The organism is Acinetobacter sp. AOR01_HL (assembly GCF_027855455.1).
GTDB lineage: Bacteria > Pseudomonadota > Gammaproteobacteria > Pseudomonadales > Moraxellaceae > Acinetobacter > Acinetobacter baumannii.
In genome coordinates, this window is the sequence record NZ_JAKTIM010000010.1 from 42602 (window position 1) to 62613 (window position 20012).

General features: G+C 39.2%; 15 protein-coding genes. 8 read left to right on the top strand and 7 right to left on the bottom strand.

Annotated features, from left to right (window positions below):
- Positions 1-41: 41 nt before the first annotated feature.
- Together ftsH and rlmE are read right to left on the bottom strand one after the other, a co-directional pair.
- Complete coding sequence (gene ftsH, locus MKL62_RS01615; protein ID WP_001286662.1) at positions 42-1937, bottom strand: ATP-dependent zinc metalloprotease FtsH; 1896 nt, start codon at positions 1935-1937, stop codon at positions 42-44.
- Between the two features lie 134 nt (positions 1938-2071).
- On the bottom strand, positions 2072-2722 hold the full coding sequence (gene rlmE, locus MKL62_RS01620; protein WP_000235573.1) for a 23S rRNA (uridine(2552)-2'-O)-methyltransferase RlmE: 651 nt from the start codon (positions 2720-2722) through the stop codon (positions 2072-2074).
- A gap of 199 nt (positions 2723-2921) precedes the next feature.
- On the opposite strand from rlmE, the gene yhbY reads away from it, so the two are divergent.
- Positions 2922-3245 carry a ribosome assembly RNA-binding protein YhbY gene (yhbY, locus tag MKL62_RS01625; RefSeq protein ID WP_005128055.1) on the top strand — a complete coding sequence of 108 codons (324 nt, stop codon included), beginning with the start codon at positions 2922-2924 and terminating at the stop codon, positions 3243-3245.
- Between the two features lie 14 nt (positions 3246-3259).
- On the top strand, positions 3260-3796 hold the full coding sequence (locus MKL62_RS01630; protein WP_000179363.1) for a DOMON-like domain-containing protein: 537 nt from the start codon (positions 3260-3262) through the stop codon (positions 3794-3796).
- Positions 3797-3855: 59 nt separating this feature from the next.
- On the opposite strand, the gene MKL62_RS01635 is transcribed toward MKL62_RS01630, so the two are convergent.
- On the bottom strand, positions 3856-4443 hold the full coding sequence (locus tag MKL62_RS01635) for a hypothetical protein (protein ID WP_005128053.1): 588 nt from the start codon (positions 4441-4443) through the stop codon (positions 3856-3858).
- A gap of 313 nt (positions 4444-4756) precedes the next feature.
- Here MKL62_RS01635 and carA point away from each other — a divergent pair, with 313 nt between their 5' ends.
- From carA to MKL62_RS01660, 5 genes are all read left to right on the top strand, one after another.
- Positions 4757-5896, top strand: coding sequence for a glutamine-hydrolyzing carbamoyl-phosphate synthase small subunit (carA, locus tag MKL62_RS01640; RefSeq protein WP_000106446.1), 1140 nt, complete (start codon positions 4757-4759; stop codon positions 5894-5896).
- Positions 5897-5910: 14 nt separating this feature from the next.
- On the top strand, positions 5911-9141 hold the full coding sequence (carB, locus tag MKL62_RS01645; RefSeq protein ID WP_001126293.1) for a carbamoyl-phosphate synthase large subunit: 3231 nt from the start codon (positions 5911-5913) through the stop codon (positions 9139-9141).
- A gap of 87 nt (positions 9142-9228) precedes the next feature.
- Positions 9229-9705: a transcription elongation factor GreA gene (gene greA / locus MKL62_RS01650; RefSeq protein WP_001190204.1), complete on the top strand. Its 477-nt coding sequence runs from the start codon at positions 9229-9231 to the stop codon at positions 9703-9705.
- 78 nt (positions 9706-9783) lie between these two features.
- On the top strand, positions 9784-10416 hold the full coding sequence (locus MKL62_RS01655; RefSeq protein WP_000380750.1) for a CatB-related O-acetyltransferase: 633 nt from the start codon (positions 9784-9786) through the stop codon (positions 10414-10416).
- Positions 10417-10537: 121 nt separating this feature from the next.
- Entirely contained in the window at positions 10538-10975 is a 438-nt protein-coding gene (locus tag MKL62_RS01660; RefSeq protein WP_005128050.1) for a universal stress protein, read from the top strand.
- A gap of 55 nt (positions 10976-11030) precedes the next feature.
- Here the strand turns inward: MKL62_RS01660 and MKL62_RS01665 are convergent, their stop codons facing one another.
- Positions 11031-11360, bottom strand: a complete 330-nt coding sequence (locus MKL62_RS01665) for an MGMT family protein (protein ID WP_001986539.1) — start codon at positions 11358-11360, stop codon at positions 11031-11033.
- A gap of 81 nt (positions 11361-11441) precedes the next feature.
- Between MKL62_RS01665 and MKL62_RS01670 the strand changes: the two genes are divergently transcribed.
- Positions 11442-12158 (top strand): zinc metalloprotease, encoded by a 717-nt coding sequence (locus tag MKL62_RS01670; protein ID WP_005128048.1) that lies wholly within the window; start codon positions 11442-11444, stop codon positions 12156-12158.
- Here MKL62_RS01670 and MKL62_RS01675 read toward each other — a convergent pair.
- The 3 genes from MKL62_RS01675 to MKL62_RS01685 all read right to left on the bottom strand — a co-directional run.
- A complete protein-coding gene (locus MKL62_RS01675; protein ID WP_005128047.1) occupies positions 12155-13879 on the bottom strand; it encodes a CapA family protein in 1725 nt (574 codons plus the stop codon). The two genes, MKL62_RS01670 and MKL62_RS01675, sit on opposite strands and share 4 nt — an antisense overlap.
- Positions 13876-15531, bottom strand: a complete 1656-nt coding sequence (locus MKL62_RS01680; protein ID WP_005128045.1) for an AGE family epimerase/isomerase — start codon at positions 15529-15531, stop codon at positions 13876-13878. Before MKL62_RS01680 ends, MKL62_RS01675 begins: the two co-directional genes overlap by 4 nt.
- A gap of 146 nt (positions 15532-15677) precedes the next feature.
- Positions 15678-20012, bottom strand: a 4335-nt coding sequence (locus MKL62_RS01685; protein WP_270899740.1) for a BapA/Bap/LapF family large adhesin, incomplete at its 5' end; no start/stop codon positions are given.

Below are 20012 nucleotides of genomic sequence, written 5' to 3' on the forward strand. Positions count from 1 at the left end.
AATAAAAAAGCCACATGACTGTGGCTTTTTTATTAATTAACTTAATTCATCGCTGGTAATGGCGGCGGAGTAGATGGACCATCTTTTGGTGGCTCAAACGCAGATACCGGATTTTCAGCAATATAAACTTTAGGTGGTTGAGGTTCTCGGCCTTCCATGATGTCACGGATTTGGTCACGATCAATAGTTTCCCATTCCATCAACGCTTTAACCATTGCATGGGCGATATCTTTATTATTTTCCAAGATATCACGAGCAACTTTATATTGTTCATCTAAAATACGGCGTACTTCCTGATCAACTTGTTGTTGAGTCGCTTCAGAAATTGTACGGCTACCTACGTTACCGAAGAATCCATTTTGGTTTTCATCTTCGTAAACCATCACACCCATTTTGTCAGACATACCGTACTTCGTTACCATCGCACGAGCCATTTTTGTAGCACGTTCGAAGTCATTTGAAGCACCAGTCGATTGCTGCTGAATGAAGACTTCTTCAGCAATACGTCCACCAAACAAAATTGCAATTTCATTTAGCATTTTGTCTTTATAGTGGCTAATCTGATCTTGTTCAGGTAACTGCCAAGTTACACCTAAAGCCCAACCACGCGGCATAATTGTTACCTTATGCACAGGGTCAGTGCCCGGTAAAATCTCAGCAACAATTGCATGTCCGGCTTCATGGTAAGCAGTTGCACGACGCTCTTCTTCACGTAGAACCATTGATTTACGTTCAGGACCCATATAGATCTTGTCTTTTGCATCTTCAAAGTCATGCATATCGACAGTGTTCTTATTGCGGCGAGCAGCAAACAAAGCAGCTTCATTTACAAGGTTTGCCAACTGAGCACCAGAGAAACCAGGCGTACCACGAGATAAAACTTTAACATCTACACCAGTAACTGAAGGCAATTTTTTCAAATGTACATTCAGAATTTGTTCACGACCACGGATGTCAGGTAAACCAACCATAACTTGACGGTCGAAACGGCCTGGACGTAATAATGCTTTATCCAATACGTCCACACGGTTAGTCGCAGCAATAACGATTACGCCTTCATTACCTTCAAAACCATCCATCTCTACAAGCATTTGGTTTAAGGTTTGCTCACGTTCATCATGACCACCACCTGTACCTGAACCACGGTGACGGCCTACTGCGTCAATCTCATCAATAAAGATGATACATGGCGCATGACGTTTTGCTTGTTCAAACATATCACGGACACGGGACGCACCCACACCCACAAACATCTCAACAAAGTCAGAACCAGAAATGCTAAAGAATGGAACTTTTGCTTCACCAGCAATTGCTTTGGCTAATAACGTTTTACCAGTACCTGGAGGACCAACCATAAGCACGCCACGTGGAATAGTAGCGCCCAAGCGTTTGAATTTTGCAGGATCTTTTAAGAAATCTACAATTTCCACAACTTCTTGTTTCGCTTCATCACAACCGGCAACGTCAGCAAAAGTCACTTTGATTTGGTCTTCAGAAAGCATTTTTGCCTTCGACTTACCAAAACTCATTGGACCATTTTTGCCGCCTGCACCACCACCCATGTTACGCATAAAGAACATGAATAACAAAATGATTAACAGTACAGGGAAACTAGCAATGAGAAGTTGCATCAAAATGCCTTGACGTTGTGGTGCTGTGCCCTCTACAACAACATTTTGCTTGTTTAAGCTTGGCATAAGTTCAGTGTCTTCAACTTGCGGACGAACAGTTTCAAACTGAGATCCGTTAGTTTTTTCACCACTAATATTTAAACCGTCAATCGTGACTTGCTTAATTTGGCCAGCATTCACCGCTGCAACAAAATCTGAATATTTCATTGCAGTTGGCTTATTGCGGTCACTGATATTACTGAAAATTAAAATCAGAACACCAAGTATTATTAGCCACAATACGGCATTCTTGAAGTAATCGCTCAAAGCTTTATTCCCATATCAATCTAATTTGATCATGCCCAAACTTGGCCGATCGTCTTAAAAACAGCAATTGTCTTGCTTGCGGATAACCTAAAAGATACAAAATGCACAATTTTTAGGAGCTTGGCAAGTAAACTTTATTGCAATGCTTTCTTACGCCCTTGTCCAACCAAAAAAACTTCTTTAGATCGTGCCCGAGAAGCTGCTGGTTTTGCTGTTTTTAACACATCAAAACTATCAACGACTTGTTTACGAAACTCATCAAATCCTGCGCCTTGGAACACTTTAACAACAAACTGTCCATTTGGACCCAAGACTTTCTGAGCAAAGTCTAAAGCAAGTTCACACAAGTAAATCTGTCGAGGTTGATCAACAGCCCTATTACCTGATGTATTGGGGGCCATATCAGAAATTACAATGTCTACTTGTCTTCCGTTTAAAATATTTAACAATTTTTCAAATACAGCTTCTTCTCTGAAGTCGCCTTGTAAGAAAGTGACATCTGGCAAAGCATCCATAGGTAAAATATCGGAAGCAATAACCAATCCTTTACTACCAACGAGTTTCCCAGCGATTTGTGACCAACTCCCAGGAGCTGCTCCCAAGTCCACCACTGTCATGCCTGGCTTGATCAACTTATATTTTTCTTGAATTTCAAGAAGTTTATACGCTGCTCGTGCACGATATCCTTCCTTTTGTGCTTTTTTTACAAAAGGATCGTCTAGATGTTCCCTCATCCACGCACGACTACTTTTAGACAATTTTTGGTTGGTGATGCGTGTTGCCATAACTCACTAAATATCAAAAAAACTTCTGATTGCTCATTGTACGTGAAAATTACTCTCATTACAGTACGGATGTAACGTAATCTCAATAACTTTTACAGTTTTTTTCCAATAATGTTGATCGATTATTTATACAGTTTTTCGTACATTTGATTTTAAGTTTTTTGCTATACTAAGTCGTTTTTAAAATCAGGTATTTTTAATGGCCGCTTTATCTATTCATGAACGTAAACGTTTACGTCAAATTGGTCATGTGCTTAATCCGGTTGTCATGATTGGTGGACAAGGCTTAACAGACGCTGTTATTGAAGAAACGCTTCGTGCTTTAAACGATCATGAACTCATCAAGGTAAAAATTGCTGGTGAAGACCGTGAAGCTCGTGCCGCAGTAATTGATACGATTGTAGAAGCAACTGGTGCTGAAGCTGTCCAGAAAATTGGTAAAATTGTTTTACTCTATAAAAAAGCAGCTAAGCAAAATCAACATTTATCTAACCTTGTTCGTCACGCACACTTAGCAAACTAACTTATTGACTACTTATGGCAAGTTACGAACTTTCAGCTTTTGATCGTTTTCATGCTGTTTCTGTTGTTGGCGCAATTGAACAGCAAGCCCCATATACATTAAATGTGGGTTTTTGGATTCGTGATCCAAACCAACTAATTATCTGGCCCCAAGAAGTCGCAGCTCATCCTCGCCAGGACTTTTTGTGGGAAGAGACTTGTTTTGAAATTTTCATTGGCGTGCATGATGAAGATTTCTACCGGGAAATTAATCTTTCCCCTTCTCAAGCATGGCAGACTTACCAGTTTGAAGAATATCGCTATCCGGAAAGCATGCCTCCCCTCGTTGCTTACGATATCGAATTGAATCATCTCAAACGTACCCACTATGGGTTAAATGTAAGTCTTGACTTAAGCCAGTTTATGCAACAGCACCGCTTAAAATGGGCAAACCTTTATCTAGGTTTGACTGCTGTTTTAAAAACAAAAGATGGTATGCAGTACTATGCAATGCAGCATAGTGGAAAACATGCTGATTTTCACAATAAACGTGATTGGCTGCATGAGTTTTAAAAAAACAAAAAAGCGAGAAATTAATTCTCGCTTTTTTATTAACTTTTAATGCTAATCCTTTAGTGATCTCTTGCTTTGTTCCAAGCTTCAACCGCATTATTTTTAGTGCGTTTTAAGCTTTCAGTTAAAGAGTCTTTGTGTTTTAAAGAAATTTGGCTAATGTCACCTTTAAGTTCCTTAGTCACTTTGGTTAGATCTTCAATTAATGCATTGATTTCAGCTTTTAAAGTATTTTTTAATTCATTCAATCCTTCTTGTGAAGTATTGAACTGAGCTTTAATCACATCAAGACGCTGTAAAATATCTTGTTTAATCTGAGCAAATTGATTGTGAATGTTCTGATTCAATTCTTGTGTTTCAGCTTCAATCTTTTCTTCGGTCTCATTAATTACAGCTTTTACTTGCTCTTGTGTTTCTGCAATAGCTTCTTTAACTTGCGAAGTCGCTTCGTGAGCCACTTCTTTGACCTGTTCTGTTTTTTCAGCTACAACTTCTTTTACCTGTGTAGCTTTAGTGCTAACCGCTTTTTTAGCCCGAGTCGTCGTTTTGGCTACGGCCTCTTTAGCTTCAGCTACTTCTGTTTTTACACTCTCTGCTACTGATGAAGTATTCTCAGCTATGTCTTTTGAAACTTGGTTATCGCTCATGCTATTTCCTCGTATTGTTTATTTTTTAGCTAACATTACAATAAGAGGAATTAGACAATTTCAGCAGCCAGATTGTCAGACAATTTGCCAAAAGTATCAATTTCAGACAAGTGGATGAATTTTTTTGCTAAAAGCAAGCAATGAATTAAATTTTTTAATAGAAAATAAATAGACTTTTTAAGGTTCCATGCGTATAATGCGCTGTTAAGTTACAAGCGAGCAGACCAGTGAGGAGGGGCATGTTTTTTTAGAACATCGCCTATCTTTTTTAGGTCTACTCGCTTTTTTACAGCCGAAATTCAGGAGCTTTGGTTTGAGCACCCCCGCCATTTTAGCCCTCGCAGATGGAACGATCTTTAAAGGAACGTCAATCGGCGCAACGGGAAGTACGACTGGAGAAGTCGTTTTTAACACAGCCATGACAGGCTATCAAGAAATTTTGACTGACCCAAGTTATGCACAACAAATTGTGACATTAACTTACCCTCATATTGGTAACACTGGTTGCAACGAAGAAGACGTTGAATCTGGTCGTATCCATAAAGTATGGGCGAATGGTTTAATTATTCGTGACCTTCCACTATTACACAGCAACTTCCGTTCTGAGCAATCATTAAGTGAATATTTGCAAGCACACAATGTTGTCGCAATTGCTGATATTGACACACGTAAACTTACTCGTATTTTACGTGATAAAGGTGCACAAAATGGTTGCATCCTTGCCGGCGAAAATATTACTGAAGAAGAAGCAATTGCTAAAGCTCGCGCTTTTGGTGGTTTAAATGGTTTAGACCTTGCAAAAGAGTGCTGTGACCCGACAGGCTTTGAATGGTCTGAAGGTTCGTGGGTATTAGGTAAAGGCTTTACTCAACCTGAGTTAAAATACCATGTGGTTGCATACGATTATGGTGTCAAAACCAACATCTTGCGTATGCTTGCAGACCGCGGTTGTAAACTCACTGTTGTCCCTGCTGAAACTCCGGCTGAAAAAGTATTAGCACTTAATCCGGATGGCGTATTCCTTTCAAACGGCCCTGGCGACCCAGCTGCTTGTGATTACGCTATCGAAGCTGTAAAAACTATTGTTGAAACCACAACATTACCTGTATTTGGTATCTGTTTAGGACACCAAATCTTGGCACTCGCTTCTGGTGCAAAAACTGTAAAAATGAATCATGGTCACCACGGTGCGAACCACCCTGTACAAAATCTTGAAGATGGTACAGTGATGATTACATCTCAGAACCATGGTTTTGCTGTAGATGCAGAAACATTACCGGCTAACTTAAAAGCAACGCATAAATCATTGTTCGATGGCACTCTACAAGGGATTCATCGTACAGACAAACCAGCTTTCAGCTTCCAAGGTCACCCTGAAGCAAGCCCAGGTCCACATGATTGTGCACCTTTGTTCGATCATTTCATCGAACTTATTGAAGCATCTAAACAGTAATTAAGGAGCGAATAATGCCTAAACGTACGGATATTAAAAGCATCTTAATTATTGGTGCTGGTCCAATTGTCATTGGTCAAGCTTGTGAGTTTGACTATTCTGGTGCTCAAGCATGTAAAGCACTTCGTGAAGAAGGCTATCGTGTTATTTTGGTTAACTCTAACCCAGCAACCATTATGACTGACCCTTCAATGGCTGATGCAACTTATATTGAGCCAATTACTTGGCAAACTGTTGCTCAAATCATTGAAAAAGAGCGCCCAGATGCAGTACTCCCTACTATGGGTGGACAAACTGCACTTAACTGCGCACTTGCACTTGATGAAAATGGCGTATTAGAAAAATACGGCGTAGAACTTATTGGTGCAACAAAAGAAGCAATTGAAAAAGCTGAAGACCGTAAATTGTTTGATGAAGCAATGCGCAAAATCGGCTTGGAATGCCCAAAAGCTGCCATTGCTGAAACAATGGAAGAAGCATTGGAAATTCAATCTCGCTTTGGTTTCCCAGTAATTATCCGTCCGTCATTCACTATGGGTGGTTCAGGCGGTGGTATTGCATATAACCGCGAAGAATTCCTTGAGATTTGTGAACGTGGTTTCGACCTCTCTCCTACTCACCAATTATTGATCGACGAATCTTTAATTGGCTGGAAAGAATACGAAATGGAAGTTGTTCGTGACAAAAACGACAACTGTATTATCGTATGTGCGATCGAAAACTTCGACCCAATGGGCGTTCATACAGGTGACTCAATCACTGTAGCACCGGCTCAAACCTTAACTGACAAAGAATATCAATTGATGCGTAATGCTTCAGTTGCAGTTCTTCGTGAAATTGGTGTTGAGACAGGTGGTTCTAACGTTCAGTTCGGTATTAACCCGAAAGACGGCCGTATGGTTGTGATCGAGATGAACCCACGTGTATCTCGTTCTTCTGCGCTTGCGTCTAAAGCAACTGGTTTCCCAATTGCAAAAATCGCAGCCAAACTTGCTGTTGGTTACACCCTTGATGAATTGAAAAATGACATCACTGGTGGCGTAACTCCTGCAAGCTTTGAACCATCAATTGACTACGTTGTAACAAAGATTCCTCGTTTTAACTTCGAGAAATTCCCACAAGCAGAACCTGTATTAACCACTCAGATGAAATCTGTTGGTGAAGTCATGGCTATTGGTCGTAACTTCCAGGAATCTGTACAAAAAGCATTACGTGGTCTTGAAGTTGGCGTAAGCGGTTTCGATGAGAAAATCGAAGCTGGGGCAACAAATGTAAAAGAAACTATTCTAAAAGAGCTTAAAGTTCCGGGACCTGAACGTATTTGGTACGTAGCAGATGCATTCCGTCACGGCTTCTCTTTAGATGATGTATTTGAAGCAACTAAAATTGACCGTTGGTTCTTGATCCAAATTCAAGATATTGTTAACACAGAAGCTCAAGTAAAAACTTTAGGTTTTGGTGATCTCACTGCTGAAAATATCCGTTCGTTCAAACGTAAAGGTTTATCTGACCTTCGTATTGCGAACCTTATGGGTATTTCTCAAAAGCAATTCCGTAAGCAACGTTGGAACTTGGGTGTTTACCCTGTTTACAAACGTGTTGATACATGTGCTGCCGAGTTTGAATCTGGTACAGCATATATGTACTCGACTTACGATGAAGAGTGTGAAGCTAACCCATCAAATCGTGACAAGATCATGGTTATTGGTGGTGGTCCAAACCGTATTGGTCAAGGTATTGAATTTGACTACTGTTGTGTACACGCTGCTTTAGCAATGCGTGAAGACGGTTATGAAACAATCATGGTGAACTGTAACCCTGAAACTGTTTCTACCGACTATGACACATCTGATCGTCTATACTTCGAACCTGTAACACTTGAAGACGTTCTTGAAATCGTACGTACAGAGAAGCCTAAAGGCGTAATCGTACAGTATGGTGGTCAAACTCCACTTAAATTGGCACGTGCTTTAGAAGAAGCTGGTACTCCAATTATCGGTACATCTCCAGATGCAATTGACCGTGCAGAAGACCGTGAACGTTTCCAACAAATGATTCAACGTTTACAGCTTCGTCAACCAAACAACAGCATTGTAAAATCTGCTGAAGAAGGTATTTCTGAAGCTGCGAAAGTTGGCTATCCATTAGTTGTTCGCCCATCTTATGTATTAGGTGGCCGTGCAATGGAAATCGTCTATAACGAAGATGAGCTTAAACGTTATCTTCGTGAAGCAGTACAGGCTTCTAATGAAGCACCTGTTCTTCTTGACCACTTCCTTGATGATGCAACTGAAGTTGATGTTGACTGCGTATCTGACGGTAAAGATGTCGTGATTGGCGGTATTATGCAACACATCGAACAAGCAGGTATTCACTCAGGTGACTCTGCATGTTCTATTCCTCCTTACTCTCTTTCTAAAGAGATTCAGGATGAGATGCGTCGTCAAACAATTGCGATGGCAAAAGAACTTGGTGTAGTTGGTTTAATGAACGTTCAGTTCGCAGTGAAAGGCAACGATATTTACGTTCTTGAAGTAAACCCACGTGCATCACGTACTGTTCCATTCGTATCGAAATGTATTGGTGAATCTTTAGCAAAAGTAGCTGCTCGTTGTATGGCGGGTCAATCACTTGAGTCTCAAGGTTTTACTAAAGAAATTATTCCAAATCGTTTCGCAGTAAAAGAAGCAGTATTCCCATTTGCAAAATTCCCTGGCGTAGACCCAATGCTTGGTCCTGAGATGAAATCTACAGGTGAAGTAATGGGTGTTGGTCAAACCTTTGGTGAAGCATTCTATAAGGCTGTTTTAGGCTCAAATGACCGCTTACCAGGCTTGCCAACTGAAGGTGAAGTAAAGCATGCGTTCTTATCTGTTCGTGAGTCAGACAAGAAATACATCGCTGATATTGCTAAGAAATTAGTTGAATATGGCTTCAAACTTGTAGCAACAGGTGGAACATATCAGGTACTTAAAGAAGCAGGTTTAGAATGTGAATCTGTAAATAAAGTAACTGAAGGCCGTCCACATATTGTTGACCGCTTGAAAAATGGTGAAATACACCTTATTGTCAATACTACTGAAGGCAAACAAGCTCAATATGACTCTGCAATGATTCGTCGTGCTGCCCTACAAGGCAAAGTGTATTACACAACGACTATCAATGGCGCAGAAGCGGTTTGCCAAGCCTTTGCTGTGAAATTGCCAATGGATGTATACCGCTTGCAAGATTTAACTGTAGGTTAATTTTTTTCCGATAAGTCCCGCCACCTTATCGGTGGCGGGACTTTTTCATTTTTTTAACTGTGTTTTCTCAACTTAAGAGGGACCGAAATGCAACGTTATCCAATGACCCCTGAAGGTAAAATCGCCTTAGAGAAAGAATTACAACATCTGAAAACTGTTGAACGTCCACGTATTACTCAAGCGATTGCTGAAGCACGTGAACATGGGGACTTAAAAGAAAATGCAGAATATCATGCTGCTCGTGAACAGCAAGGTTTCTGTGAAGGCCGTATCCAAGATATCGAAGGAAAATTGGGTGCTGCACAAGTCATCGATGTTAAAGACTTAGAACAAAACGGTCGTGTTGTATTCGGTGTTACGGTAACGATTGAAAACCTTGATACTGAAGAACGCAAGACTTATAAGATTGTTGGTGATGATGAAGCTGATTTTAAAATCAATAAAATTTCAGTAAATTCGCCAATTGCACGTGGCCTTTTGGGTAAAAATGAAGGTGATGAAGTAAAAATTACCACTCCTCAAGGCGAAGTGGAATACGAAGTTGTAAGTGTAGAATACCTCTAAGGTAATACACTTGAACCCCTCTTCATGAGGGGTTTTTATTTAATATGGTTTGGCTCATTTTTGTTTGGATAATAAATTATGGATACTCCTCTAATTAACACACCAGTCCGCCATTGGTGTGAATTTGAGTTTATTTCCAAAACTGTGAAAAATCCAAATATCCATATTAAAGGGAATTACTCTTACTACTCGGCATATTGGGATCAAGGTTTTGAACGCTGTGTAGTGCGATATCTACATGACAAGCCTTCTACTCCTGACAAGCCAATTGATCAGCTCTATATTGGTAATTTTGTTTGTTTTGGCGCTGAATGCGTGATTATGATGGGTGGTAACCAACTTCATCGGCCAGACTGGATATCGACATTCCCCTTTGACACCCGAAGTTTTTTAGCCGCTGGTGACACTATAATTGCAGATGGCTGCTGGATTGGAAGTCGTGCAATGATTATGCAAGGTGTAAAAATCGGTGAAGGTGCTGTTGTTGCAACTGGAGCTGTGGTCACTAAAGATGTCCCTCCTTATACAATTGTTGGTGGCGTACCTGCAAAAATTATTAAATACCGTTTTCCTCAGGAGCAAATAGAAAAACTACTTGCTTTAAAAATTTATGATTTAGATGAAAAACAAGTTTTAAAAATGCGGGAATATTTACAAACGGATGATATAGATGCATTAACAGTACATCTTAAAAAATTACAGAGCGAATAAAATATATTTGCAAGAATTTCTTGCTTAAAAACACAAATGATTACGTGCTCGAATTTCAATCGTAAGAAAAGAAGTATAAAGTATTGAATAAATAATCATCATTACAATAAGGAATAAACTCATGTTATATCAACATATTCTTGTACCAATTGACGGTTCTGAAACTTCTATGGTTGCTATGAAGGAAGCGATCAAAATTGGGAAAGCATTAAACAGTAAAATTACGGTTGTACAAGTTATGGCACTTGACCCGATTATTGCTGACCTTTACGTTAAGACGGGGCAAACCAATGAATTGATTGAGCGTACTAGAACATATTTGCTAGATATTTTAGAGCAAGCCAAGCAACAATTTTTGCAAGAAGGACTTAGTGTAGAAACCAAATTACTTGAAGGTTTTGTTGTTCACGAAGAAATTATTCAAGCTGCACAAGAGCTTAATACTGATCTGATTGTGATGGGTTCTCATGGCCGCACAGGTGTACGAAAACTTGTATTAGGAAGTGTTGCGCAAAAGGTTTTAGGTGAAAGTCATATCCCGGTTTTAATAGTTCGTTAAAACTAAAAAGCCTGTCTAGCTTAATGTAGCAAGGCAGGCAATTTTTAAAATACTTTTAAGGCTGCCAAGCAAATTGCTTTAAGTTTACTTTGCCATTTAATAAATAGATTCCTTCTGCTTCAAGCTTTAACTGCTGAACGTTTTCGCCCTTTTCATTAAACTTACTTAGGCTAATTTTACCTTGCGAATTAATAACACGATGCCAAGGGACCTGATGATCTGCCTCAAGATGTTTAAGCACATACCCAACTAATCTGGCATGTTTAGGTAAACCTGCCATACGAGCAACTTGGCCATAAGTTGCAACTTTTCCATATGGAATCAAAGCGATGACTTCTAAAATTTGTCGATGTAGTTCATACTGAGTTGTCAAAATGGAATCCATAAACGTTGACATTATTCATATCATATAAAAATTTTTGAATAAAATTAAACCTACTCTAAGATGAGCTCAAGGGAAAATCGCATGAAAAAAATATTGCTGTTGATCAGTGGAACTTTACTGTGTGTTTCTTGTACTACTCGTCCCCCTCTACAAAAGCCAGACTTATTAGAGGAGCCTGGTAATAATAGACCTGTAGTCCCTGTAACTTTCGTTTTTACAACAAACAATCCTTCTGCTGCACAATTTGATAACTTTACGCAGATGCGTAAAGAAATCAGTATCCTTAATAAATATTATTTAGATGACCAAGGAAAGAAAATATTTAATTTCAAATTAAACCGTTATATCCCTTACGAAGAGTTCTCAAAGTTACATTGTGATTTGAAACAACAAATTAACCAGCCTTATCCCATTTCTACTGAAACTATTCCTGCCAGTGTAAATACATGTTTTCCTAAGCGTACTGCAAGTAAAGAAGTCATTATTTTTATTTATGATGCCTATTCAACAAAATGGAAATTTAAAGATGTAACAAGTAGAGCGTTTCGTAATAATGGCAAACCTTTTATTTTATTAGATTGGAACCGTCTAAATTATAATATTCAGGCTGGTAGTGTGCATGAGATGGGGCATGTATTTGGTCTAAAACATGTTTGTGCCCCGAAGGCTACAAAACGTACTCCAACCAACATTATGACAAGTGCTGAATGTAAATTAGGCAGTGGTGGCTTAAGAAATTTAGGGTTTACTCCAGCACAACTTCAAACCATTTTATCGACTTACAACCAATATCCTTAAAATTTAACTTCAAGATATCTCCCTAATTTATCTTGGGATGCCATGTAATTCTCAGGGGTCAGTAAAGATGTCATATAAATACTGGCCTTTGAGAAGTCTTCAGCATCTACAGGATAAGGCTGCCAAAATGTTTGTAAATTATTGGTGTAAATGGGGTAAAGGCGAATGATATCTTTTGCTAAATCAAGTCTAGCTATACAGCCAAATGGCAAAGCATTTTGCTGTTCATATTCACCGTCACTATTAAAGACTGCATTGCCTATATTAAAAACAACAGGCTTTTGATTGATGATCTGGATTGGTTGAATAGTATGAGCACCATGACCAACGATCAGATCCGCTCCTGCTTGAGTAAGAATAGTCGCGAGTTTAGTTTGGTCTTTTGTAATAGGCTTAAAGTCGACACCCCAATGACAAATAACAATAATTTTGCGTTCTGGGTGAGCCTGCTTATAATGCATTATTTGTTCAAGTAAAACGCCATTTAAGCAAGCTACTCCACTTCTTGATCCTAACGCATAAAAGTCATAATCCAGATAGGCCGCGTCTCTATGCCAATAACCATTAAAAATCGCATAGTGCTTAGTCTCAAAAGTGATTTCAAAGTAATTGTGAGCATCTTTCTGGTTCAGTCCAGCGCCAATATAAGAAATACTCGCCTGATCCAACTGTTGTAATGTATAGGCTAATCCTTGCTCACCGTAATCTTTCAAATGGTTATTTGCCAAAACCAAATAATTTAGATGAATGCGCTTAAATTCTTCTAATGTTTTTTTAGCATCTGCTTTTAAAACAAATGACTTTTTATCTTTTAACGGCGATTGATTTTCTAAAGAAAATACTGCTTCAAAGTTAGCGATGTTGATGTCATTTTTACCTAAAAAGGGCTGTATTTTTTCAAATGAATAATGATATCCATATTGCTGTAAGGCATCTGTTTGCCCTCTAGACTTACGCTTTTCGGTATACATTTCACCAAAATAGGTATCTCCAAGAATATTGATAATACCTGTTTGAGAAGAATATTTTTTTGCCTCAACATGCCCTTCTTGAAAATAATGATAGTAAGGAACCAAATGCTCCAGACGGTGAATATCATCCAGAAAAGAGAAAAAACCAATGCTCCGGTTATGTTCGGAATAAGTGATATAAATCTGTCTAAAGGTATGTGAGATATATAAAACCGAAGTGAGTACCGGATGACCAAGCAAAGGCGTAATCGGTTGATATACTTTATTTTTAAAAGAAAGTGTTCTAATAAAGAAAAGTTTTTTCAGCTCGGCTGGATAGCTATAAATGTGTTTTACCAACAAAAATAGATTTTTTAATTGATTAGGTGCTCTTAAAGCTAACTGGTAATATTCTGCTCTTTTAGACAAGATCAATTGTGTTTGCTCAACAGAACCCAACAGCATATTGCTTAAGGCATCTTTAACATCATTTGCCTGAGTAAAAATTAAGAATTGTAAGAGCTCGGCAAATGTATATGATTCATTTTTTTCTAGACCTAAATTTTGTTCACCAATTTTCTTAATTTTTTGTTCAGGAATCCGATAGATTTCATCAGCTTGAACTTTTTTTTGATGGAATTGTTCTAATGCATAATCAATCAGTAATAATGTAGAAATGTCTCCATCAATTTCAAATGCCCAAATTGCCTCTTCAAATTGAGCATGATCAAGAGCAGCTAGCAGCTTAAGTTCAAATAGAGGGTAAGTCATATCTCCCCCCCTTCGAAATCTTTTACGTAGGCAATATAACCAGAAAGGTTGTGTTCCTGATCATCAATTCTTACTCTAAAGCGATCATGCCGTACATAAAAAGCATGCAATATTTTATCTGGTCGAGCCATATACATGGCTATTTCTGGATAGAAAAAACCTGTGGTTTGAAATTCGGCTCGAAATGTAATGAGTTTTTTTAACTCAGACATATATGCTTGTTCAAAAAGTGCATTATGGCCTTGCTCTTTTAAACGATTAACCATTTTATAGGCTGCCATTAGCATTTCTAATAAAGTGGCATATGTTGTTTTTCTATTTCGAATAAAAATAAAATGTTTTAAATAATTATTTAAACCAAAAATAAAATATTTTTCTTCAGGGCATATTTTTGTAAGCTCATTGGTACAATAACTTAACCAGTGATCATGATATTTTTCATATCTTTTATGAATAAAATTTTCAAACATTAACTTAACTGTGTCTAATAATCTTTTATCCTGATTAATTTGATATAACCTTAATAAAGCTAATGCTGCTTCTCCATCATAATAAATGATTCTGAACTTTTCTTTTAAATCATAATTTGGATAATTTAATACATGAGTAGTTAATCCATCCGGATCCACTAATTCTAAAATACCATGAGCAAGTTTCTCTGCATATTTTAAATAATCATCTTTTCCTGTGATTTCTTGATATTTCGTTAACATTAAAATAGCTGCGGCATTTGCACCTAATTTAATTTCTAGCTCCCCTTCTTTACCATCAATCATAAACGCAGTTATTGGGTCTTTTTCTTTATAGAAAGTAGTAAGTGCGTATTGAATTGCTGCAACAATTTTAGGCCAGTATTCAGGTTTATCTTGTACTTCAAAAGTCTCTAAAAGCGCGTAAAGCGAAGTACAGTGACGTACCGTATTATAGTTCCGTATATCACGATCATAAGCAGGAAAATATCCATAAATGAATTTGCCATTTTCTTGAATCTGGCTATGTAAAAACGCTGCATTTTTTTCAATGAGGTCTCTAAAGTGCTGTTTTTTATTGCTAGCAATGGCTCTAATACCATTTGCATCGTAGCGACTTGCTAAATTAATAAATTGTCCATTTTCATAAAAAGTTGCATAGGTATCGAAAGTCCACACTTCTTGTAGTGACTGAAGTTTAATTTCCGGCTTTGTTGCACAATATTTTTGTTTAATTGCATAGTTCAGATTTGTTTCATCAAAAAAGTTCGGCTTGTCATAACTTAAGCCCCGAATAATGGCTTTTCCATATATTTCTTGCTCCAGAAAAGCTACCGAACAGGAATCATCAAATCCAATACCTCTGCGGTAATGATTATTGTGAAATTGGTGATGAACCTGCTGCTCTATTTGGTTCCAACTTTGCTTTTCTAAATTGTACGCAACATCAATTTTTATGTAGTCTGGAAGTTGATCTGGCGAAAACTGATCATCAATAAAATCAAATAATTGTAGAGTTGCTTGTGTAAGCACTGTTTTTTCACTATGCCATACGCTACATCTGTGATCTTTAGGGCCAAATGATATAAATAAAATAGTTTCTTCTTGAAGGTCTGAAACATGGTGAACGATATGTTCTAACCAAAGCTTGAGCTGTCTTTTGAAGTCTAAAAATACCGCCACTCGAATTAAGTCCCTATCCGTTATTTGTTGTTCTATAAAATTCTCAATGCATCATAGCATGAACTCTTTCAAAGCTAGGTTAACGTATTGTTTAAACATAAAAAAAGAGAATCCTAGGGTTCTCTTTTTATAAATCGATTGTCAGATTAGAAAATGATTTGACCATTGTTGATCAAGTCATTCAATGTGACTGGACCAGTGAGGTTAGTCAATTGAAGCAATGGTGTTTCAGTGTAAGTACCTTCTACGAGTAATCCACCATCACGGTCTACGCTGATTGTCGCAGTTTGAGACGCAGCATCGTAACTTACAGATACATATTGACCGATTGTTAAGTTAGTTTGTGAACCAATCAACAAGTTGCTTAGGTCAATCTTATCAGCCTGATCATCCGTTGCAGTATTACCTACATGGAAGTCAGTCCATACATCTACACCACCAGCCGTTGTATTGCCACCAGTTGCATTAGTTACGCTTGCAGCTGTTAATGTGTTGTAGATCAAGGTATCAGAGCCGTTACCAAGAGCAAATGTATCATTTGCCGCAGTACTCACTGCAAGGCTATTCAACTCTTGACTCAAGTTAATTGTCAATGAAGAAGTGTATTCACTACCATCAATCACCGAAACTAACTTGTAATCAATCACATCAACTGTCGCATTTGCAGCGCTGTCTAATGGTTTGTAGAAGTAAGAACCATCATTGTATAGATACAACGTACCTTCACCTGTATTGACTCCTTGACCAGCAGCTAGTTCATAAGTACCAGTTGTTGAGTTCATTACGTAGAGCTGAGTACCTTCTACGACATCATTAGTAAGGACATTTCCAGTAATCCAGTCTGTTTGACCATCTGGTGTGTATTGGTCTAGATGAGTCGCTGTAGTTGTCACTACAGAGTCTAGAGTTACAGTACCTAGAGAAATCAGACTTGATAAGCTGAATACTACACGGTAAGTCCCTTCTGACAAATGAGGTACATCTGCTGAATATGCTGGGGCACCCAACACACCTGCCAATGCTGTCGCAGAACCAGAGTACGCTGTATTTACCCATGTTCCACCAACCAATTGCTGAATTGTATATCCAGTCGTTGGAAGAGCCGACAAGCTTAACGATGCTGTATAGTTCAACTGTACATGTACATCACTTACTGTATTTGCAGCTATTGTAAACTGACTAGAGGTTACTGTACTGCTTAATACAGGTAGTGGTGGGAAGCCAGCCAAGTTACCAATGGTCACGTTACCACTCGCAACATCTACAACTGGATCTACCACTGGTGCCATGCTGATTGTTGCATCATCTGTATCAGCTGTTACTGATGGTGTTGGAAGTGTAGCATCTGCCGAAGGATCTGCTGTATTCCAAGTTACATCAACATCTGGCGAACCGACTTGAACATGTAATGTAGCAGTATCAGTTCTACCTGTTACAGGATCTGTCACTGTGTAAGTGAAGCTATCAACTTTACCTACATTCGCCATATCCGCAGTTGCCTGATAGCTATAAGTACCATCTGCATTAATAGTCAGAGTTCCATATACCCCTACAACCGTTGCTGGAGTACCCACTACAACTGTAGTTGTATTACCATTTTCAGCTGTAACAGCAGTTACTACTGAAGTTGTTGTAATGTAATCTGGCACATAGTTTGTACCGTAAACAGCCGAGTTATCATCAGCGAGTACATTACCAGTTACTGGGTCAACAACCAGTACAGGCGGTTGAGTGATATCACCATGATTCAGCGTGATATCCGCAGTAACACTACCTAGAGCTGTAAGAAGTGTATTGCTTTCCATGAACAACTCGTAAGTACCAGCACTTAAGTTATCAATCTTGAATTGAACTTCAGAACCAAAGATACCTAACAAGTCAATCACACCAGTATCAGAACTATCTGCAACTACAGTACGAGTGCCATCTGGATTTAATCGTGTTAATACCACATGTAAACCATCGACAACCGTAGCAACCGAACCAAAGTTCACTGCAATAATCGCATCAGTCAGATTACCTGGATCAACTGTAAATGTCGCTGTACCTTCTTTAGAACCGATAACAATTCCACCTACACCGAGTAACCAGTTGTAGCTAATCGCATTATCAAGTACCTCAGTCGTTACTGGATAAACCATGTCTATTTCAGCTGAAGCAACGTTATCCATCGCATCTACTGGAAGCGGACTAGTAATTACAGCTGGTTGAGATGGATCTGCATCGTTCCAAGTCATATCTACACTGTCACTATCGAGACGAACGTAAAGTGTTGCCTCAGAAGTGTTACCCGTTACAGGATCAAGCAAGGTGTAGGTAAATTGATCTACCTGACCTAGGTTTGCTCCATTTACAGTCGGTGTATAAGTGTAGTTGCCATCTTGGTCAATCACCAATGTACCGTATGTACCAGTAATTGTTGCACCAGCAACTGGGTCAACCGCAACACCATTCACTTGAGAGATCACAGCACTACTGCTTGCTGCATCAACTTCACCAGTGAGGCTCGCATCTTTGATGACATTACCAGAGATCGGTTCAACAGAGTAACCAGCCACGATGTATGGATTGTAGACATCCATCGTACCAGTTAATGTTCCGCCTAAACCTACACCTAGCAAGCCTTCATATCCGATGAACGCGCGGTACTGACCAGCATCCAATCCTTCAAGCACAGCTGTTGGCGTACCACCGATTAGTGATAGATCGATGAGTGATGCTTCTGGGTTAGTACCACCGATCGATACCCATTGGCCTGTTGCTTCATCAAATTTCTGAACAACAATCGCATAATCACTGAGTAAATCTGCTGTGATTATCGCATCGAATGTGAACGTTGCTGTACCTTCGCGGTTTGGATCAACAGTAAACTCAATTGCGTCGTTACCAAGCAATTGTAAGTCCAGACCAGCTAACGATACTGCTGCAAGGTAAGTTGAACTGCCTAGAGCAACATCATCTGCAACTAGCAACGGTTCTGGGTTGATTTCTGCAGTTACAACATTATCCACAGCTTTCACAGAACTCAATTGAATATTGAGGTTTGCTTGAGCCGTATCACCAGTTACAGGATCAGTTAAGGTATAGGTAAACTGATCTGTTTGTCCTACACCTGCCGCACTAGCAGTAGGCGTATAAGTGTATGAACCATCCAAATTGATCACTAATGTACCGTAAGTACCAGTGATGCTCGTGCCATCTGCTACAACAGGCTGACCATTAACCTCACTTATAACTGTTGTTGGAGTTACAACATCTACCTCACCTGCATCATTTATTTCTGTGATGACGTTACCTTCAGCAACTTCAGTGTAGTAACCACCTACTTGTGTTGTGTCATAAACATCCATTGTGCCTGTTAAGGTGCCAAGTAAACCAATACCTAGAAGACCGTTGTAAGTCATGAATGCACGGTATTGACCTTCTTCTAACCCATCAATCACTACACCAGGTGTTGAACCTAATAGCGTGAGATCAAGAATATCTGCTTGGCCACCGCCATAAATTGCAGTCCATTGACCAGTCGTTGTGTCAAATTTTTGAACTACCAGAGAGTAGTCTGATAATGCATCTACTCCAATTAAAGCACTGTAAGTAAATGTCGCATTACCTTCTTGACCAGCACCTACTGTAAAGCCGATTGACTCAGATCCTAACTGCAAATCAAGTCCAGCAAGCGATACAAGTGCTAGGTAGGTATTACTACCTAGTGCTGCATCATCTTGTACAAGCAATGGTTGAGGAGCAAGTACAGCTGTATCAGTGTTATCGAAAGCAATGATACTAGACGAACTAATCGTTACCGTACCAGTTGCAGGAATCGATACATTACCCGCAGGGTCTGTTGCAGTTACACTTACATTATGTGGACCATCGATTAATGAAGGAAGTGTATTGTCCGCAAGCGTCCAAGTACCGTCACCGTTGTTGGTCGCATTATAGTTCAACCCATCAACAGTCACTACAACAGTCGCGGTAGGATCATCAATCGTACCAGTCAATGGTGGCGTATCATCATTAGTAGTTACATTTGTGAAGCCGACTACTGGCGCAATAATATCAACGATAAAGCCGTCTGTACCATCGAGTACATCACCTGTACCCAAGTTACCAGCAAGATCTGTATAAGTACCATTAGCCACACTAATGCTTGGTGCTGTGCCTGTACCATCTGGTGTGAACACTGCTGTCCACGTGATGTTGTCAGTTGTAACCAATGCACTCAACGTACCGCCAATAAGAGTGATGTCATTTGCATCAAAGCCTGTTACTGCTTCACTGAATATGAAGCTAATGTTCGCTGTTTCACCAGCTGCAAGAGCTAGATCATCAGTGATAATCGCAAGCGTTGGTGCTGTGGTATCAATGGTCACCACTGCTGTATCTGTACCTGCATTGCCTGCAGGGTCTGTTGCAGTCACGGTAATGGTGTGTGGACCGTCTGCGAGTGTTGGAAGTGTATTGTCTGCAAGCGTCCAGGT

Excerpts from the sequence above, each read along its gene's own strand:
- MKL62_RS01660 (WP_005128050.1), top strand. The coding sequence starts at position 10,538 with ATGTTATATCAACATATTCTTGTACCAATTGACGGTTCTGAAACTTCT.
- MKL62_RS01675 (WP_005128047.1), bottom strand. The coding sequence starts at position 13,879 with ATGACTTACCCTCTATTTGAACTTAAGCTGCTAGCTGCTCTTGATCAT.
- rlmE (WP_000235573.1), bottom strand. The coding sequence starts at position 2,722 with ATGGCAACACGCATCACCAACCAAAAATTGTCTAAAAGTAGTCGTGCG.
- greA (WP_001190204.1), top strand. The coding sequence starts at position 9,229 with ATGCAACGTTATCCAATGACCCCTGAAGGTAAAATCGCCTTAGAGAAA.
- MKL62_RS01670 (WP_005128048.1), top strand. The coding sequence starts at position 11,442 with ATGAAAAAAATATTGCTGTTGATCAGTGGAACTTTACTGTGTGTTTCT.
- MKL62_RS01665 (WP_001986539.1), bottom strand. The coding sequence starts at position 11,360 with ATGGATTCCATTTTGACAACTCAGTATGAACTACATCGACAAATTTTA.
- carB (WP_001126293.1), top strand. The coding sequence starts at position 5,911 with ATGCCTAAACGTACGGATATTAAAAGCATCTTAATTATTGGTGCTGGT.
- MKL62_RS01635 (WP_005128053.1), bottom strand. The coding sequence starts at position 4,443 with ATGAGCGATAACCAAGTTTCAAAAGACATAGCTGAGAATACTTCATCA.
- MKL62_RS01630 (WP_000179363.1), top strand. The coding sequence starts at position 3,260 with ATGGCAAGTTACGAACTTTCAGCTTTTGATCGTTTTCATGCTGTTTCT.
- yhbY (WP_005128055.1), top strand. The coding sequence starts at position 2,922 with ATGGCCGCTTTATCTATTCATGAACGTAAACGTTTACGTCAAATTGGT.
- MKL62_RS01655 (WP_000380750.1), top strand. The coding sequence starts at position 9,784 with ATGGATACTCCTCTAATTAACACACCAGTCCGCCATTGGTGTGAATTT.